Annotated in this window: 15 protein-coding genes; 5 read left to right on the forward strand and 10 right to left on the reverse strand. The window is 43.0% G+C overall.

The genetic code is table 11. The features are described from left to right. Positions 1-114: 114 nt before the first annotated feature. Positions 115-753 carry an RNA polymerase subunit sigma-70 gene (locus tag AACT52_RS17800; protein ID WP_073632838.1) on the reverse strand — a complete coding sequence of 213 codons (639 nt, stop codon included), beginning with the start codon at positions 751-753 and terminating at the stop codon, positions 115-117. Between the two features lie 200 nt (positions 754-953). Between AACT52_RS17800 and AACT52_RS17805 the strand changes: the two genes are divergently transcribed. Beyond that, on the forward strand, positions 954-1,550 hold the full coding sequence (locus AACT52_RS17805; RefSeq protein ID WP_073632778.1) for a glyoxalase-like domain protein: 597 nt from the start codon (positions 954-956) through the stop codon (positions 1,548-1,550). Between the two features lie 60 nt (positions 1,551-1,610). On the opposite strand, the gene AACT52_RS17810 is transcribed toward AACT52_RS17805, so the two are convergent. Continuing rightward, positions 1,611-2,789: an RNA-guided endonuclease TnpB family protein gene (locus tag AACT52_RS17810; protein WP_073632780.1), complete on the reverse strand. Its 1,179-nt coding sequence runs from the start codon at positions 2,787-2,789 to the stop codon at positions 1,611-1,613. 339 nt (positions 2,790-3,128) lie between these two features. Between AACT52_RS17810 and AACT52_RS17815 the strand changes: the two genes are divergently transcribed. After that, positions 3,129-4,391, forward strand: coding sequence for an RNA-guided endonuclease InsQ/TnpB family protein (locus tag AACT52_RS17815; protein WP_073632782.1), 1,263 nt, complete (start codon positions 3,129-3,131; stop codon positions 4,389-4,391). A gap of 188 nt (positions 4,392-4,579) precedes the next feature. On the opposite strand, the gene AACT52_RS17820 is transcribed toward AACT52_RS17815, so the two are convergent. The 3 genes from AACT52_RS17820 to AACT52_RS17830 all read right to left on the reverse strand — a co-directional run bounded on the left by AACT52_RS17820 (position 4,580) and on the right by AACT52_RS17830 (position 7,481). Next, the gene (locus tag AACT52_RS17820; protein WP_073632784.1) at positions 4,580-6,028 is read right to left on the reverse strand and encodes an S-layer homology domain-containing protein; all 1,449 of its coding nucleotides are present in this window, start codon (positions 6,026-6,028) and stop codon (positions 4,580-4,582) included. A 68-nt stretch (positions 6,029-6,096) separates the two neighbouring features. Further along, positions 6,097-6,984, reverse strand: coding sequence for an LPS biosynthesis glycosyltransferase (locus AACT52_RS17825; protein WP_233153987.1), 888 nt, complete (start codon positions 6,982-6,984; stop codon positions 6,097-6,099). A 296-nt stretch (positions 6,985-7,280) separates the two neighbouring features. Next, a complete protein-coding gene (locus AACT52_RS17830) occupies positions 7,281-7,481 on the reverse strand; it encodes a hypothetical protein (RefSeq protein ID WP_073632786.1) in 201 nt (66 codons plus the stop codon). A gap of 112 nt (positions 7,482-7,593) precedes the next feature. Here AACT52_RS17830 and AACT52_RS17835 point away from each other — a divergent pair, with 112 nt between their 5' ends. Together AACT52_RS17835 and AACT52_RS17840 are read left to right on the forward strand one after the other, a co-directional pair. Continuing rightward, on the forward strand, positions 7,594-7,746 hold the full coding sequence (locus tag AACT52_RS17835) for a hypothetical protein (RefSeq protein WP_158054687.1): 153 nt from the start codon (positions 7,594-7,596) through the stop codon (positions 7,744-7,746). Between the two features lie 888 nt (positions 7,747-8,634). Continuing rightward, positions 8,635-9,819: a histidine kinase gene (locus AACT52_RS17840; protein ID WP_073632790.1), complete on the forward strand. Its 1,185-nt coding sequence runs from the start codon at positions 8,635-8,637 to the stop codon at positions 9,817-9,819. Positions 9,820-9,927: 108 nt separating this feature from the next. Here the strand turns inward: AACT52_RS17840 and mutT are convergent, their stop codons facing one another. From mutT to AACT52_RS17860, 4 genes are all read right to left on the reverse strand, one after another. Further along, positions 9,928-10,356 (reverse strand): 8-oxo-dGTP diphosphatase MutT, encoded by a 429-nt coding sequence (gene mutT / locus AACT52_RS17845; protein ID WP_073632792.1) that lies wholly within the window; start codon positions 10,354-10,356, stop codon positions 9,928-9,930. A gap of 475 nt (positions 10,357-10,831) precedes the next feature. After that, entirely contained in the window at positions 10,832-11,758 is a 927-nt protein-coding gene (locus AACT52_RS17850; RefSeq protein ID WP_073632794.1) for a glycosyltransferase family 2 protein, read from the reverse strand. A gap of 43 nt (positions 11,759-11,801) precedes the next feature. After that, positions 11,802-12,566, reverse strand: a complete 765-nt coding sequence (locus AACT52_RS17855) for a PIG-L deacetylase family protein (RefSeq protein ID WP_073632796.1) — start codon at positions 12,564-12,566, stop codon at positions 11,802-11,804. Continuing rightward, positions 12,536-13,777, reverse strand: coding sequence for a glycosyltransferase (locus AACT52_RS17860; protein ID WP_073632797.1), 1,242 nt, complete (start codon positions 13,775-13,777; stop codon positions 12,536-12,538). Before AACT52_RS17860 ends, AACT52_RS17855 begins: the two co-directional genes overlap by 31 nt. An 875-nt stretch (positions 13,778-14,652) precedes the next feature. Between AACT52_RS17860 and AACT52_RS17865 the strand changes: the two genes are divergently transcribed. After that, complete coding sequence (locus tag AACT52_RS17865) at positions 14,653-16,032, forward strand: aminopeptidase P family protein (RefSeq protein ID WP_073632799.1); 1,380 nt, start codon at positions 14,653-14,655, stop codon at positions 16,030-16,032. A 113-nt stretch (positions 16,033-16,145) separates the two neighbouring features. On the opposite strand, the gene AACT52_RS17870 is transcribed toward AACT52_RS17865, so the two are convergent. Next, positions 16,146-17,261, reverse strand: a complete 1,116-nt coding sequence (locus AACT52_RS17870) for a pentapeptide repeat-containing protein (protein ID WP_073632801.1) — start codon at positions 17,259-17,261, stop codon at positions 16,146-16,148. Positions 17,262-17,265: the final 4 nt, after the last annotated feature.

Consider the following 17,265-nt stretch of genomic DNA (forward strand, 5'->3'; position numbering starts at 1 on the left):
GGTTTAACAGAAAATTTAACAGAAGCCTGGGTAAAAGGTTTAACAGAAAATTTAACAGAAAATTTAACAGAAAATTTAAAACTTTACCAAATCTAAACACGCTATTAGATACTATTACGCAGCACCAGGCTGAAGAAAATTTTCACCTAAGTAAATAGTGCGGATATCTGTTGGTAATTTCTCTTCTAGCGCACGGTAACCTTCTTGAAGCAAATTTACTACTTCGCTTGGGGTGATGGCTTCTCCTTCGGCTTGTAAGTAGGCGGCAATTCTAGTTTCGCTCCAGTGGAAAGTTTGAGCCATCAAAACCATCAATCGTAATATAGCAGGCAGTTGGTCTAATGCCTGTTCTACATAACACCACAGTGGTGGAGAAGTCGCCTTGAGAGAATAATGAATCGCTTCCGTGGGAGGGAGTTGAATCTCGTTGATACAATAAGCTGTCATATTAATCAGCCAATTTTGAACAGTCAAACCGTCTTTCGCAAATTGAGTGCTGTTTAAATCGAGTCCACCAAGTTCGTAGTAGATATGTCGCCAGGTTAAAGCAAAAAGATAATCAGCTTGCACAGGCGATCGCGCTGAATGCCGAATCAACGTATAGACTATCGGGTTGTAGCGACAAAAAATCGCCGTGAAGTATCTACCTGCATCCGGGTTTTGCTGAAAAAGAGTCAGCAGTTCTTGGTCACTGTGATGAAACAGTGACTTAATCAGTGGGTGATGAGCTTCAGGAAAATGAGGAATTTGCACCATCCGAATCAGGCTATGTTGCTAAAATTATTTTGGCAAAGGCAATTAGGTTGCCCGTCGCATAATATCTTGCTGCTAGTCTTTTGATACTAGCGGTCATATTTTACTGCTGTTGATACACTAGAAACACAGACTTAAACTAAGTCATAATCTACAAGATTAAAGCGGGTCTCTTTATACATACATTTTCTGATGTGTTCATGGTTATAGCAGTTAGCATGTCCCAGTTCCTGCACGAGCCTTTCATCCTAGGCTCTTTTTTACCTTCCTTACCGTTAGATAGCCTTTTTTCCACCCAAGGCATCATGGTGATGCTACTAGCAGCCTATGCTGGTGCGATGTGGATGTTTCTCACTAGTGCGCCGAAAGTACACACTGTTATGGTGTCAGATTTAGAGGTTGCACGACAGTTGTATGAAGGACTGCTAGATTTGCCAGCAGCTGAAGTGCCGTTGCACTACTACTACAACTACGAGCAAACTTTAGGTGCAACGGGAGTTGATCCGCTTTACCTGTCTAGCACTCCCAGCTTTTCCAGCAGCAGAATGTCTAATGCTAGCGAAGGACTTTGGTATCAGTTAAAGAAAAATACTCAGCTGCACGTGATTACGGGGGCGAGTTTAGGTAGTAAAAGTCAGCAACGCCACGTTTGCTTTGACCGGGACTGCCTAGAAATGATTTTAATGCGCGTGGAAACGCGGGGCTTAAAATTCAAGATCCGTAACCAAAAGCCATTGAATTTTTTAGTCAAGGACTATGAAGGGCGCATCATTGAGATGGCTGAGGTAGCGAATTAGTTAGTTTTGATTATACATTGACACTCTCTGGGCTAAAGCCACAGAGATTCTAGTGGTTGTCTAAGACGGGGCTAAAGCCGCCGCCTTAGACGCTTCACCAGTTAAGGGACTGTCATCGACCCCACCCTCTGTGTCAACTGCAACCATTGCAGTTACAGCGTCCTGAAGACTCAGAGGGCATGAAAAACCTACCCATTGACCAATATTTTGGGAAGCGTTCCAATCAGCATTGCAACGATACCCATCAAAACCTTTGAACCAATCTCCATTACGCTTACCAATCACACCATTGCGATAATCCGATTTGCTCGTGTATGGAGCGGGAATTGATTGAACAGGTACGCCAGAACGAATCGCTTTGTAGCGAGTGAATATTTCTAGCTGATAAAACGCCCAAGTATCACGATTGGAAGCAGCATCAGATTTTGTTTTTTTCTTCTGTTTCATCGTCTGACGACAGCCAGACAAATCCTCAAACCGCAACCCCATTCCAAAATCCTGCGCAAATTGCACAAGTTCTTTAGAAATGACGTGATTAATATGAGTCATGATACGTCTTTCACGTTGCTCTAATCGCTTGACTTCTTTAAGCTGTTTGGCGCTTTGTAGCTTGCGGCGAGTACGTTGAAACTGTCGTCTCAACGATTTGACTCGTCCGCTTTTCCAAAACTTACCAAAACTTTTAGGAAGTGCAGCAACAGCAATATTGTTTTGTCCTCTATCTACTCCAATCCAACGTTCAACTGATATTGCATCGGGAACTTCCATCGACACACAAACAAGTGCATACCAAATTCCTTTTTTAGACTTACAAAGCTTGAGTGAGCCTAGTTTAACTCCACAAGCAATGATTTTGTCTAGAACTTCAGCATGCGACGCACAGTGGACAGATAGAGGAATACGTCCTTTTCTACCTCGTAGTAGGTTAAACGCAACACTGTACAAATCACCCTGCTTGGATATCTCAAAGTTTTGGTTATTTACCTCTAACCACATTCGCTTAAAGTGCTTTACCTTTGTCTTAGCGTTAGTATTGCGAATAGTTTGGTTAATCCAAGCTGAACCTATTTCCACGTGTTTAAAGGCAGAACTAGTTATCTTTCTACGTTCTGCCTTGTCTATCTTAAGCAAGTCATTTGCCACCTGAGTGTTGAGGACGGTAAGTCGCTCGAACTCGCTGGCTTTGACTTGGTTAAGTCGATAAAAAGGAAGTTTTAAAGTGATTGATAGTTCTGCCATAAAAACATTCTAGCTATATCTTACACAGTTGTGTAAGATATAGCTACTTTAGATGAATGCAGGATAAATCCTGCGTTGTAGCTTTCATCCCCTCCCTGAAGGGCAGGGGCTTTCAGCCTACTCTTTTGTAATTTGCAGTTGCAATTGTGGGGTGGGCTGTCCAGCCCGCCCTTAATTTCGATACAGCTGGTGAATAGGAGGTGACGCCGCGAATTTGGCATTACCGAGAATCGAAGGGTGAAAGCCCCTGCATTTATGCATGGGGATGAAACCCGATGGGGAATTTATTCCCCGTCAAGATATCTGTGCTAGAATTACGCTATAGAGTTAAGCGTAAAGATGCTGGTATTTGAGGCAAAATTGGAAGGAACAAAGGAGCAGTATGGAAAGCTGGATGAAGCTATCCGTACTGCCCGGTTTGTTCGGAACAGTTGCCTGAGATACTGGATGGACAACAAAGACATCGACAAATATGATTTGAGTGCATATTGTGCTGTGCTTGCAAAAGAATTCGAGTTTGCTGCTAACCTTAACTCTATGGCTCGTCAAGCTAGTGCACAGCGAGCTTGGGCGGCAATATCTCGGTTCTACGACAACTGCAAGAAAAATAAGCAAGGATTGAAAGGATATCCACGCTTTAAGAAAGAACAAACACACGGTTGTGTTGAATACAAGACCAGTGGCTGGAAGTTTTCTTCTGATAGACGGTATATCACTTTTTCCGATGGGTTTGAAGCGGGGACTTTCAAGATGTGGGGAACCCGCGATTTGCACGAATACCAGTTGAAGCAGTTTAAGCGGGTGCGGGTTGTCCGTCGAGCAGATGGGTACTACGCGCAGTTTTGTATCGACCAGGAACGTTTGGAGAAACGGGAAGCAACCGCCCACAATGTTGGCATTGATGTTGGCTTGAATCACTTCTACACCGATTCTGACGGTCAGACTGTTGCAAATCCGCGTCATCTCCGCAAGTCTGAAAAGTCTTTGAAGCGACTTCAACGTTGTTTGTCCAAGACTAAGAAGGGTTCTAAAAACAGAGCGAAGTTTAGAAACAAACTTGCTCGTAAACACCTCAAGGTAAGTCGCCAGCGTAAAGACTTTGCCATCAAGACGGCAAGGTGCGTAGTGATGTCTAACGACCTCGTGGCGTATGAGGACTTGAAGGTGCGAAACATGGTTCGCCAGCGCGTTGGGCGGGTTCCCCGACTTGAAGCGACTGGCGAACCCGTAAGGGTGAGGAATCGACACCTCGCCAAGTCGATATCTGATGCAGCGTGGACTCAGTTTCGGAGTTGGGTTGAGTATTTCGGCAAAGTATTTGGCGTGGTCACGGTTGCTGTCCCACCCCACTACACTTCCCAGAATTGTTCCAATTGTGGGAAGGTCGTCAAGAAGTCTCTTAGTACTAGGACGCATACTTGTCACCATTGCGGGCATACCCAAGATAGGGATTGGAACGCTGCACGAAACATACTTGAGAGAGGACTTCGTACCGTGGGGCACACGGGAACGTTAACGTCTGTGGATGAGACTGACCAATACTTGGGTGAGGAAACTCCTTCAAGCAAGTCAACTCGTGGAAACAGAAAGCCCAAGAAGTGATTCTTGGAATCCCCCGCCTTTAGGCGTGGGGAGGATGTCAAAAATTCCGTTTTCCTCTCGCTCCCAGGCAGAGCCTGGGAGTAAAGCCTGCGAGGTGCCTCTTTGTGGCTGACTGAATACAGCAGGCGGAGCCTCCCTTGGAAGGCATTCCCATGCAGAGCATGGGAACGAGCAAGAAAGTCACAGTACTAACTCTGGGGACGTGCTAACTTCAAAGCTTCGGGAGCTGATATTCCTTCACTTTGAGTACCAAAATACCACAAAGCAGCAGCAGCCTCAGCGCGGGTGAGTGGTTTCTTGGGTTGAAATAGTGTTGTATAGCCAAATACGCGACGAATATTTGATTTTTCACCATTTTGAAAATCTGCCAAAACTGCCCGTAACGCTTTCGGGTCGATTTTCCCAGCATCCTGAAAACCCCAAGTTTGCTTGACTGCTTCTAAATTGGCAGAGGGTAAAGCTTGGCGTGTGTCAAGCGGAACTTTCCAAAGAATTAACTGCTCGCGCAACAGAGGTGCATCAGGTTGAAACAAAACTGCTGTAGAATCTCCAGACAGAGAACTGGGAATTAATCCTGCTTCGGCTAATCCCTGAATTGCCGGAAAATCAGGGTCTGTTTTTGGCACATCCCGAAAAGTTGGTTGAGAACTTTCTGATGCTACACGAATTTGCTTTGCTGCATCGTTAGCGTGCATCGCATTGTTAGCTGCAACAAGCCAACGGGCAAATTGCCGACGAGTCACAACTTTAGCTGGGTCAAACTGGTTCGTTGTGCTGCCATTGCTTTTTGTCACATTTGATTCTACAGTTAAAACTCCTAAGGCTGCCAAATCTTGAACGTATTGCCGGAATCCTTGAGGTACCTTGTTGAGATCGCTGAATTCTTGAGAAGTGGTAGTGGCTGCTGTAGCGTTTTTGTTATCAGAGGTATCACTTGGTTGTGTTGCTGTTTGTGATTGTACCGGACCAACAAACGAGCGATCGCCTGGCTGCCCAACAGCAGCATCGTTATTGATTTGAGGAGTCGGAGTTGGGTTAGCTTCTGTTGTTTGGGTGTTAGGAGTTTGGGGGCTTGGAGTTGGGTTAACTTGTGCTGTTTGGGTAGATAATGGTGAATAGGAAATCAGTATTTCAGTAGATGTTTGTGGTTGGTTGGGTGCAGGGTTGGTAACTGTTTTCGGCTGAATAGAAACTTTCAACTGCATATCATTGCGCCGCGCCTCAAAAGAGCTTCCTGGCTCATCTGTAGGACTTTTCACAATCTGCCAGTTGTTTGCCTGAAATTGTTGAAGATAATAGTTTGCAATCAGATTGCTGGGGTCAGAACTCAGCCAGCGAGTGGATACATTGGAATTTTCGTTACTCGATGGTGTCACCTCTTGCAAGGTGGCGCTAGGATACAACGGGATGTCCTTGGGAAAATCACTTGGCAACTGAACTGTCGGTTGAGGGGTTTGTGGTTGTTGGCTATTGCGTACCTCTTGAGCGCCAATGGTGAGTGGGCTATCCTTCAACCTGGGATCAGCCGCCAAAGACTGCTCAATGTTTTTGGCGGCGGGACTGTTGGCACAGGCTGTTAAAGAGGTGAGTAAAACAGCCAAACTCACTAATAAAACTGGATGTTTACAGTGCACCACGCTTAATCACAATTCAAGTGTCAATTCCTACACTAGCAAAATACTTTGAAAAGAACCTAGAAATCAGGTTAAAGCTGTAACGAAAAATGTCTAAGAACTGCAAAACTGAGTAACCTTGGACGTACATTAGAACCTTGGAGAACTTTTAAACGTAGAAAGCGTCCAGTTGCCAAACGAGAAATTCCCTTGAGGCGAGCCTGAAGCCTGACTGTTAAAAACTTGATTCTATCTTTTTCATTACCAGCATATAACGGCATAAATGCCAGTTGACCATAGAGGACATCAGCACGATGAGTTTTACTAAGATTGTTTTGGTGATGTTCTGGATTGGGTAAGCCTCCATGTTCACCATAGTTCCGCCAAGGAATGTAGTTTTTCAACTTTCTTTGGCGTAGAAAGGAATCAATAGTTGAGTCCCAAGTAGAGTAGGTCGTGGCTCCCTGTTTTTCTGTCACTTCCTCTGCCAAGTCTAGCAAGCAGCGGGCAGCCTGTGGAGTCACAATGTAAGCAACTGCTGAAGTAGAAAAACCTTCAGCATAGCCATCAGATGAAACGCTGTAGACCTGCGGCGCACAAGTATACAGCCAACAAATTCCAACATCACTTTGATTGGGATTAAAGGGTAGAGGAAGCTTCGCAAAATTTCGTACTGGGACAAAATCCGCCTCAATAATCAGAGTCGGTTTATCCTCTTGGACGGCTTTTTCCCAAGCTCGTTGATGATTCATTAGGCAAAGATAACTCCGGGAAAATTTTTGATATTCTGGTTTGGTTTCTTGCCTGAGGACTTCATGCAAAAAACCTTCTTTGCTCAATGCTTCTTCAAGCTGCTGAGTTGATTCTTTGCAGGCAATAATTAAAACTTTACTAATAGAGTCTCCTAGGAGATTTTTTCTTGACTCTTGGTTAGTCAACACTGCTTCTGGTGCTTTGATTTTGAAGGGATTAAGTTTCATGGTGTTAAAAATTTCAGGACAATTTTTGCAGGCGAAACAACTCAGTTAAACTCAATTTATAATTTTATGTTAAAAAAATAAAACGATTTAAGTATTAATACTTGAGGCTACCATTCAGCTTCTCTAACGCTAAATCTTTCAACCAGTTATTCAGTTATTCGTTACCAGTAGTTTTTGTCCATTATGAGCGTGGTAGTCACAGTCAACCAGTTACCAGTGATAACTGTTCAGTGTTCACTGTTTTAAATCCACTATAAAGCTGTCATCTACACCGCTAAGCTCAAGAAAGGAAGTTATCACCAACTATTTTGAAGTGCTAAGCTGGGAGTAAGTCCCCCCTTTGCCTCACTCAAGGGCGCAATAGGATAGCGATCGCGCTTCGTTTCCAGTGCAGCCTCTAATTGGATAGTATTCAGCGGACGAAGATAAGCTAAAGGCAGGCAACACAAAGGAAAATTCCAGTGTTGGGCATTTGAAGAAACTTGGCACTTCAGCAAGGGATTGTCTCTTATCGAGGTCGTAGGCAAAGCGATAAGGCGCGACTGCGGTTTCCTTCGGATCTTGAAATTTAGTTCCTCAAGGAAATCCTGTTGTGGCTTTTGCTAAAAGTTGCCTAGCAGCTTATTTGAGTGGCGATCGCTCAAGGGCGGGCAGTGCGCTCCCAAGGGACAATCGCTTCCTGAGGCGGTAAAATGGCAGGTTGCATCGGTGGTTACTCCAACGCCAGGGTTTTTTTGCAGTTCTACCGATGATGGATGGTGATCTGGGTGGTAAATTTGGCTCTTGTGTTGCTTTAACAGTTATCAGTTATCAGTTGTCAGTTGTCAGTTGACAATTAACAATTAACAGTTCACTGTCCACTGTCCACTATCCACTGTTCACTGTTCACTGTTCACTGTTCACTGTTTTAAGGTGTCGCTGGTTTTCCAAAATTGGGACGCACAACAAGCGCGGCGGCAAAGCACAGAGTCTGATTATCGCTCGCTACGGACAAACGGGAATCTGACTAACGTTCACTCATCGCGCAAAAGACAGCCGAGACACAGACAACAGTCTGTCTACCTCTGGGGTAAGCTGGGAGCAACTCCTGGCTAAAAGCATACAAAGAGCAGTAAATTTGAGTTTGTGATGCGCTCAACTGATCTGCCAAAAGCAAACCATTTCCAGAGGATGGTGATGAGTTACACGCTCGCTTTAGGACTTTGGTAGTTAAGTTCTTTGAAAACGTTCTAGAGCCTTAGTTCGGACAGTCAATTGCCCTTCTTGAGGTTAGCATCTGGTTAGGATCAGGGTAAGAGATTGCCCGCGCTTCTATGCGAGCAATCAAATTGATCTGATCTTGGACGAGCCCTTGCAGCAGTCGTATAAAAACTTTCACTTGCGCTTGACGAAAGAGTTGATGAGAGCGAATATTGCGGCTGAGATTCAGGGCTATTGGTCTTTGCTGGAGGAATTCCTCAACAAAAAGCAAGGAAATGGCTAAAAACTAAAGATGTCATTTGAAAAACCTATGTAGGTTAGGAGTCCGAAAAATCTAAAATAGATATTAAATTGAAAAAAAACAAGGACTATTCCATCGACAACCGCCAGTCAATTTTTTACTTTCTGTAAAGCGTCGTCGGTTTGTTACCAGTGCTGAAACACGATTACATGCAAGTTTCCCAGGATCAGCCTATTTCTTCTGAGGCTCCACTACAGCTGTTACTTTTTGTCGATGGACGACCAAAGTCCAAACCACAAGTACAGCGAATTCGCTCTTACTTAAAAGAGTTGCAAGCTGACTACAACTTTGATCTTCAAATCATTGATGTCGGTCAACAACCATATTTGGCGGAACATTTTAAACTGGTAGCAACGCCAGCCTTAATCAAAATTCACCCTGAACCAAGGCAAATCCTAGCTGGTAGTAATATAACTGGTGAATTGAAAACTTGGTGGCCCCGGTGGCAAGCCGCTGTAGACGCCTACTTAGAATTACAAAGTGGTTTACAGGAAAATGATGAAAATGGTCGTGTCAGAGAACCAAAGTCCTCTATTACTTCAGTTGCTGTTTCCGCCGAACTGATACGACTCTCAGATGAAATTTTTCGCCTAAAACAGGAAAAAGAGAAACTCCAGGAGCAGATCCAGTTTAAAGACCGAGTGATTGCGATACTAGCCCATGACCTCCGTAATCCCCTGACTGCGGCTTCTATAGCTATAGATACCCTGCAATCTAACTACAATGCTCAAAAAGGTGAATTCGAGCGTTTAACACCAAAAATGACGTTGCATTTATTTAAGCACGCCCGTAACCAAGCCAAGACAATAGACCGTATGATAACTGACCTTTTGCAAGTAGGTCGTGGTAATGAAAGGGAATTTCCCATTCAACCGCAAAAGGTGGATATAGGGAAAGTTTGCCTTGAGGTTCTAGAGGAATTGCGCGATCGCTACATTGCCAAATCCCACAAGATAAAAAAAGATATCCCCAAAGACTTACCCAATGTTTACGCAGATCCAGAACGCATACGCCAAGTGCTGATAAACTTGTTAGACAATGCTATCAAATACACCCCTGAAGGTGGCGAAATCAGCGTCTGTGGACTTCACCGCACTACCCAAAAGGTTCAGTTTAGTATTGGCGATACTGGTCCTGGTATTCCTGAAGAAAACCGCTCGCGCATCTTTGAAAATCACTATCGCCTCGAACGTGATGAAGGTAAAGAAGGCTACGGCATTGGTCTGTGTTTATGCCAGCGCATTGTCCAGGCGCACTACGGTCAAATATGGGTAGATACAGCGCCCGATGGCGGAGCATGGTTCCACTTTACGTTACCAGTGTATCCAAATTAACTAGTTTTTTGATGTTAATTGTCTCGTTCCCTGGCAAAGCGGGGAATCCTATCAATCAAGTGGCTCACATTATCAGTTTCCAACCCTAATTCTTGACTTTGTTTGACGTCAATACTTTTCCTGACTTCCTGAAAGCCGCAAAGCCGCGATAATTTGAGTATTTGCTTCAGGAAAAGCATAGTGATCTAACTCATCCAAACTGACCCAACGAATTTCTTCACATTCAATTGGTTGAGGAACACCACACAGGTAGCGGCAATTATGCACTGTCAGGGTAACGCGCAAGTGGGTATAGGTGTGGTCAATTGTGATCAAATGCTTTCCCACTTCTATCTCTATTCCCAGTTCTTCATAAATTTCCCGTCGAATACACTCCTCGACAGTTTCACCAGGCTCGAGTTTACCTCCAGGAAATTCCCACAAACCCCCCATGATACCTCCGGAACGACGGCGATCAATGAGAATTTGCCCCTTGTCGTTCCAAATCACAGCAACGCCAATAATTTTATGAGGTAGGAGAGTAGTGCTTTCATTCATGGTTTGTTTTTAGAGGATGTTTTAAAAGTTTTGGGCGAATATAATTCGCTACTACACAGGCAAAGTCCGCCTGCGCGGACTAACACAAAATCAAGAATTTTAAACCCACGGAGGTGGGTTTCGTCTGTGTAGCCAAGCCACTGCGTTGGGCGGGTTCCCCGACTTGTAGCAAGTGGCGCGCGATTTCTAATCGCCGAGTTGGTATTAATTTAGACTTTACAAACAACCTGTTAGAGTAATGCGGGGACAAGCGGACAATAGGACTAATGATTAATCACTCATAGACATCTCCAAAAATATCCAATACCTGTCTATGATTAACTTTAGTCATGCAAGCGCCAAAACGCAAACTCAATCAGTGTCTACGGGAAAATAAGCCATACTTTAAGGTTTTGACTTTTGACTTCCGCTTTCGCGCAGCCTGTTGCTTTCAGGGCGAAAGCGCTACTAATTTCTACCTACCCACTTGTAACTTCTAGGGTAAGACAGTAACTTCCCAAGCGGACACGCCAACTAAACGAAAGTAAGAAACCATAGTAGTTATTGCAAGTAGAGGCCATCGTCTTATGGCACCTAAAACAACCTTCCAGTTATTCTTCTGTGTGAAGTGCTTAAGAATTAATTCTCTACAGAATTTTTTATCATATCCTATTTCAATCAGTTTCATATAAACTTCGGGCAGTTCAGCATAATGTCTTTTGAACCATTCCTTAGGTTTGGTTTGGAAGAACATAGGAGAAGCATATTCAATATAGGTTTGTTTTGTTATCTTTATACTTCCTTGAGTAGCACAAAATGCAGACCAATATATTTGTCCCTCTGCGTTCTCAGGACTAGATGGCCAGTTTTGTAGAGCTAGTTTTATTGCTTCTGTTTTATATATCATCCCACTCATCAATCCTAGAATCCAGTCTGCTGCTAAAGAGTGTTCAATAACTGCTCTACCATCTGCCCTTACTTCTTCATTTTCAATTTCAAAGACACGTTCTATAACTATCTCACCAGTTGGTATAGAACGAATGGAAAAGTTTAAAGCCAACAATGATAAATCAGGGTGGTCTTTCAGGTTTTGCACAACATAAGCAAGGGTTTTTTGTTGAATCGTATGGTCATCAGCAATTACCCAAACATATTTGCTTGTCGCTGCTTGCAGGCAATGAGAAAAATTTCTCATTAAGCCAATATTTTGGCTATTTCTGTTGTATTTTACTTTGATGTTGCTGAGAGTTTCTTGCCAGTTTTTAATGACTTCCTGAGTATTATCTGTTGAACAATTATCAGATATAAAAATTTCACACTCAGATTCAAAGCCTTTGACAACTTCAGCAAGCCAAGCTAACTGCTTATTAAGAAACTCAGAACGGTTGAACGTAGGAATAGCTATTGTTAGTAATTTATTCATTTACAAGTTAAAGATATTTGACACTAATTTGTTACTTTTTTATTCAACTTTTGAAAAAAATTTCATAGGGCAAAAAGAAACGCTGTAGAAAGCCGCTGGGTAAGCCAGGCATTTGAGAGGAGTAGGTTTCAATAGCTTGTTTTTTTCTGTCTTTAACAGAATCAATCGCTAATCTGTAAGCATCACCTATATCCTCAAAGTTTAGATCAAAAGACAGTGGGTTTTGCCAAAACATCCAAATTGGATATTGTAATAGTTCGGCCTGGATTCCCGAGGCGGCGATCGCCTCCTGAACCAACTGGTAAGTTGCTTCGTGATCCCCATGAACATCTTTTCTATGAGGAACGTAAATCTCTTCTGGCATAAAGGACTGTAGCCGTTTAACTAACTCATTAACTATGTATTGGCGTTGCTCCTGAGCCAGATTTTGCAAAGAACCATCTATTTGATTGAGAAAGTGAGTTTCCGAACTTGCAATTCCCAGAATATTTAGGGCATTCGTAGCTTCTTGCTGGCGAATATCTGTGATTGTTTCTGGTGTAATCCACTCGGGTCGGCCATACCGCCCATCCGTCAGAAAAATTACCTCTACAGGCACTCCTAGTGACCGTTTCAAGGCAATAGTACCACCACAACCTAGAGTTTCATCATCTTGATGGGGAGAAAACACCATTGCTGATTTTTTACTCACTGTTAGTGGCTGACTTTTAAAATACAAAATCCAGCGAGACAGGATGTCTGCACTGATAGAACGAAGCTTAGCTCCGAAAACCACTCTTAACTTACTAAAAATTTGTCTGTTTCCCATGTTCTTTCATGCTTGTCTTTTTTGCCCTGATTGCTGAGAATTTTCTCTACAACATTTCGATATGATTCTGTAAATTTCTCTCTCGTATGATTAACTCTCACAAATTCCCAGGCTTTTCTCGCCATGCTTTTTAGTTCTAAAGGAGAAAGACTGGCAATCATCCGGATCGAATTCTTGATCTCTTCAACAGAAGATTCTTTTAAAATCACCCCAAAATCGTCATGTACATCCACACTTGCTTCGTAGCTGACAATTGGGATTAGACCAGCATGCATGCAAGTGATCACACACCCACCACCACCTTCTGAACACGAAGGGTAAATAATTCCTACACAACTGTTTGCAATTTCTATAAACTTAGAACTGCTAATATCAACCCATCCAAAGGTGTGAATGTTAGGAGTATAATAAAGCTCATTATAAAAAGCTTTCTCAAAATCTTCTTCCTTATTTACTGGTCCACAAATAGTTAAATGGTACTCTGGCATTTGAGCAAAAGCATCTAAAACCAAGTCCAATCCTTTATGAACTAGACCGCCACTACCGAACCAGAGAAAATTCTTGCGACAAGCTTCAAAGTCTTTCTCTTCAGGCCAGGGATAAACCCCTGTAGTAGAGATTGGAACACGGTAAATCGGCTTTTTTGCGTAACTGAAAGTATTAATAGTAAATTCATTTCCTAAAACTGTCGCACAATCGGCATACTCGATTCCCAAGTTAGGTGGTTCAAACCTTCGTGGGTTTAGGGTAATTCCCCTTCTTTGTTGTAGTGCAAGAAGCCTGTTACTTTCCGCAGCATTATGGAACAGAATATGAGCTGTATCGCTGTGGAATATCTTGATGCAATCTTTATTGAGTAATGGTGAAAGCGCTTCCAGCCGATGACGGATGTCAATGAAAAAGGCGTAGTCTTTTTCAGGAACGAATTTGTGATTGTGGAATTGTATGACATCAACGCAATAGCCGAGATCTAAAAAAGTTTGCGCGATTTGCCGACATTCCCAGTGCCAAGTATGATCGTTGGGTATAGGCTCATCCGGTTTTAAAAAGAATGGCTCAATTCGGTAAGAAAGTAGTACATTCCCTCGAGAAGGCTGCTCTGGCTTTAGGGAAACTACCCTAAAACATTTCATGTATTCGATGCGTGCTCGTACCTTTTTTGACAAAAAAGAGATTAGCTTCCCCAAACCACTGATAACAGTAAATGCCATTTGAACCTCTAACAAGCATCTATTTAAACAAAGGCGACTTTGACTAGAATTTAGCTATTTGAGATGGTGATATTGTTCTAAAACAGAAAAATGAAGTCAGAGCAAAAATGCCTTTTTACCCCAGATTTACTGTCATGTTAACTTTACCAGAAACAGAATTTTAAAAGTTAAGATTTGAGCAAACATAGAATTAAGATTTGGTAAAGACAATCGAACCATTTATAAATTTTTGATGAAGCATAACTACTAATGGGCATCTGAGCAAAATAGTCAGGCTGATTCAGCGGCTGTTTTGTCATTCGGTTAACAACCTGCTTAGAGGAATCTGGCAGAATACGTAGGAGGAAATAAATAAACTATCTTGACTTATTATTTGAATTTCTTGATGTCATAATTCTGACAAAATATACTTTTTTATTCTTTTTGTAAGGATTGTTCTAAGTTACGCTTTGGTTTACATATCTTCGCATAGCGCTCTTTCGTTTTTTCTATCTAATTAGGTATTGACTTTGGAATTGAGGTGTCATTGGTTTGCTGATTAAGCAGAAATTGAGGTGGTATCAATACATCGAGCATTGAAAAGTAAAATAGAAGGCATGAGCGGTTGCAAGGCTATACTCAGGCAAATCTTTGATAGGACGCCATAGAAAATGTTTTGACAACCACTTACCAAGACAACAATCTCATCAATTTTTGCTTGTTCCTATTTAAATAAATTGCAGCCAACAATACAAAACGGTAAGTGCTAAGCCATACCATTATTCATTCCGTAACATATCACACAACTGCATTCTGGAAAAATTTTCCATAAAGTTCTAGCTTTCGTGCTTCCGCCGCGAATTTCAAGTTTTAATATTTGCTTTAACTTCCTAGTTATGATCCAAAAAACCTCTAGCTCTCTCATCGAAACTTTACGCGATCGCCGACAAAGACTAGCCAACCTCATTGATTTTCCGGCAATTCTTTGGTCAGGAAGTAGCAGCCCGCGTAACTTTCCAGCAAATGTCTTTCCGTTCCGTGCAAGCAGTCATTTCCTCTACTTCGCAGGGCTTCCACTGCCCAATGCAGCAATTCGGCTTGCAGCAGGTAAGCTAGAACTCTTCATGGATGATCCCGAACCAGAAAGTGCCCTTTGGCATGGAGAAACGCCTCATCGTGAAGAAATTGCTCAGATGATTGGAGCAGACGCTGCTAGACCAATGGCAGAATTAGAGTTGTGGACAGAAGGTGCAGCAACAATTGCCGCACAAGATGCTGCCACTTGGACACAGCAGTCGCAACTTTTGAATAGATGGGTTTTACCAAAAAGCCCGCCGCAAGGAATCGACTCGGAGTTAGCCAAGGCAATTATCTCGTTACGCCTCATCCACGACGACGGGGCATTAGCCGAACTCCGAAAAGCTGCCGGTGTCACTGTAGAAGCTCACAAAGCTGGCATGGCGGCGACAGCTTGCGCCAAAATTGAAGCAGAAGTCCGTGCGGCGATGGAACGAGTCATTATTGGCAATAATATGACCACGTCCTACACCAGTATCGTCACAGTTCACGGCGAAGTTCTGCACAATGACCAATATTACCACTCACTGCAACCAGGCGACTTGGTGCTTGCTGATGTTGGCGCTGAAACCGAGATGGGTTGGGCTGCTGATGTTACTCGCACTTGGTCAGTTACGGGTAAATTTTCATCTACCCAAAGAGATATTTATGATATTGTACTAGCGGCTCATGATGCTTGCATCGCCAAGATACGCCCTGGAGTGGAGTATGAAGATTTACATTTACTCGCCTGTACTGTGATTGCGGAAGGCTTGGTGGATTTAGGCATCTTGCAAGGAAACCCCCAAGATTTAGTGGAAATGGACGCCCACACGCTCTTTTTTCCCCACGGTATCGGTCATTTGCTGGGTTTAGATGTCCATGATATGGAAGATTTGGGAGATTTAGCAGGTTATGAAGAGGAACGCACAAGGAGTCACCGTTTTGGTTTAGGCTACTTGCGTTTAAATCGTCCCTTACGTCCGGGAATGTTAGTCACAATTGAACCGGGATTTTATCAAGTTCCAGCAATTTTAAATGATGCCAATTGGCGTTCCAAATATCAGAATGTTGTTAACTGGGAGCGCTTATCTCAATTTGCCGACGTGCGAGGAATTCGCATTGAAGATGATGTTTTAGTGACACAACAAGGGAGTGAAGTTTTAACTGCGGCATTGCCGACACAAGCCAGTGCTGTCGAGAATTTAGTGAGTGGTTAAAAAGGACAATGGTCTGTGGCTACTTTGTTGACATTTAAGCGAATGCTTAATTATAATCAGATTAAGCATTTGCTTAAGTTTTGGCAGCAATATCCTATCTACACTCTTATCACCTAACTAGAAGTTTCTAACTTTGGTTGATTTAAAGTTTCCCAGACTACAAGCCATTTTTTCTCCAACTGTGTTGCCTGGTTAATTTTTACACTACTCAAGTTCGCACCATTGAGATTGGCTCTGCTGAGATCAGCGCCTTCCAAATTAGCACCTTCCAGGTTAGCATTCTCTAGGTTGGCATCGCTGAGGTTGGCGTTCTTCAAATTGGCACCACAGAGGTTAGCCCCACAAAGGTTACTACCGCTGAGGTTCGCCTCCTTAAGCTTGGCATCGCTGAGATTGGTTTCTTTGAGAAAGGCACTACTAAGGTTCGCATTCCTGAGTTTGGTGCTATTCATATAGGCACTGCTAAGATTAGCACCCAAAAGCGTGGCATTACTAAGATTGCCACGCCATAAATAGACACTACTGAGGTTTGCACTGCTGAGGTTTGCACTCCTCAAGTCAGCATTGCTGAGGTTGGCATTACTCAGATTTGCATCTTTCAAGTCAGCATTGCTGAGGTTGGCATTACTGAGATTTGCATCTTTTAAGTCAGCATTGCTGAGGTTGGCATTTATCAAATCAGCACTGCTTAGGTTTGCATTCTTCAGGTTGGTATTGCTGAGGTTAGTATCTACTAATCGAGTACCACTGAGGTTACCATTCGATATGCTGGCACCACTGAGGTTGGCACCACTGAGGTTGCTACCACTGAGGTAGGCACAGTTAAGATCAACGCCTGCTAACTGAGCATTGCTAAGATCGGCGAGGATAAGGTTCAAACCGTTAATGTCTTGATTGTGAGATTTCAGATTAATAATTTGCTCAAGCAAATCAGATTGACAATCAAGTTCTTTTTCTGCGTCACTCAAGTCTCGTGTGTTGTTAAGAGCTTGAGAAATTGTCAATATTTTTTCAGACTCCTTCTCGACGCGCTGCTGTTCGCCCCAAGCAAAAAATAAAGTACACAAGCATAAGTACAAACCAACTACAAACCCTGGTGGTTTACCTTTTGTCAGCAGCAGCATGACGGTAAAACCTGAACCAACGCAAGCCATTGGCTTGATTAACGAAATCACTCTAGTCTTCGCTTCTCGATAGACACTAAATTTTTTACGGTTAGTTAAAGTCATGCTC

The sequence above is a fragment of the Scytonema sp. HK-05 genome (assembly GCF_963872035.1).
GTDB lineage: Bacteria > Cyanobacteriota > Cyanobacteriia > Cyanobacteriales > Nostocaceae > Kalymmatonema.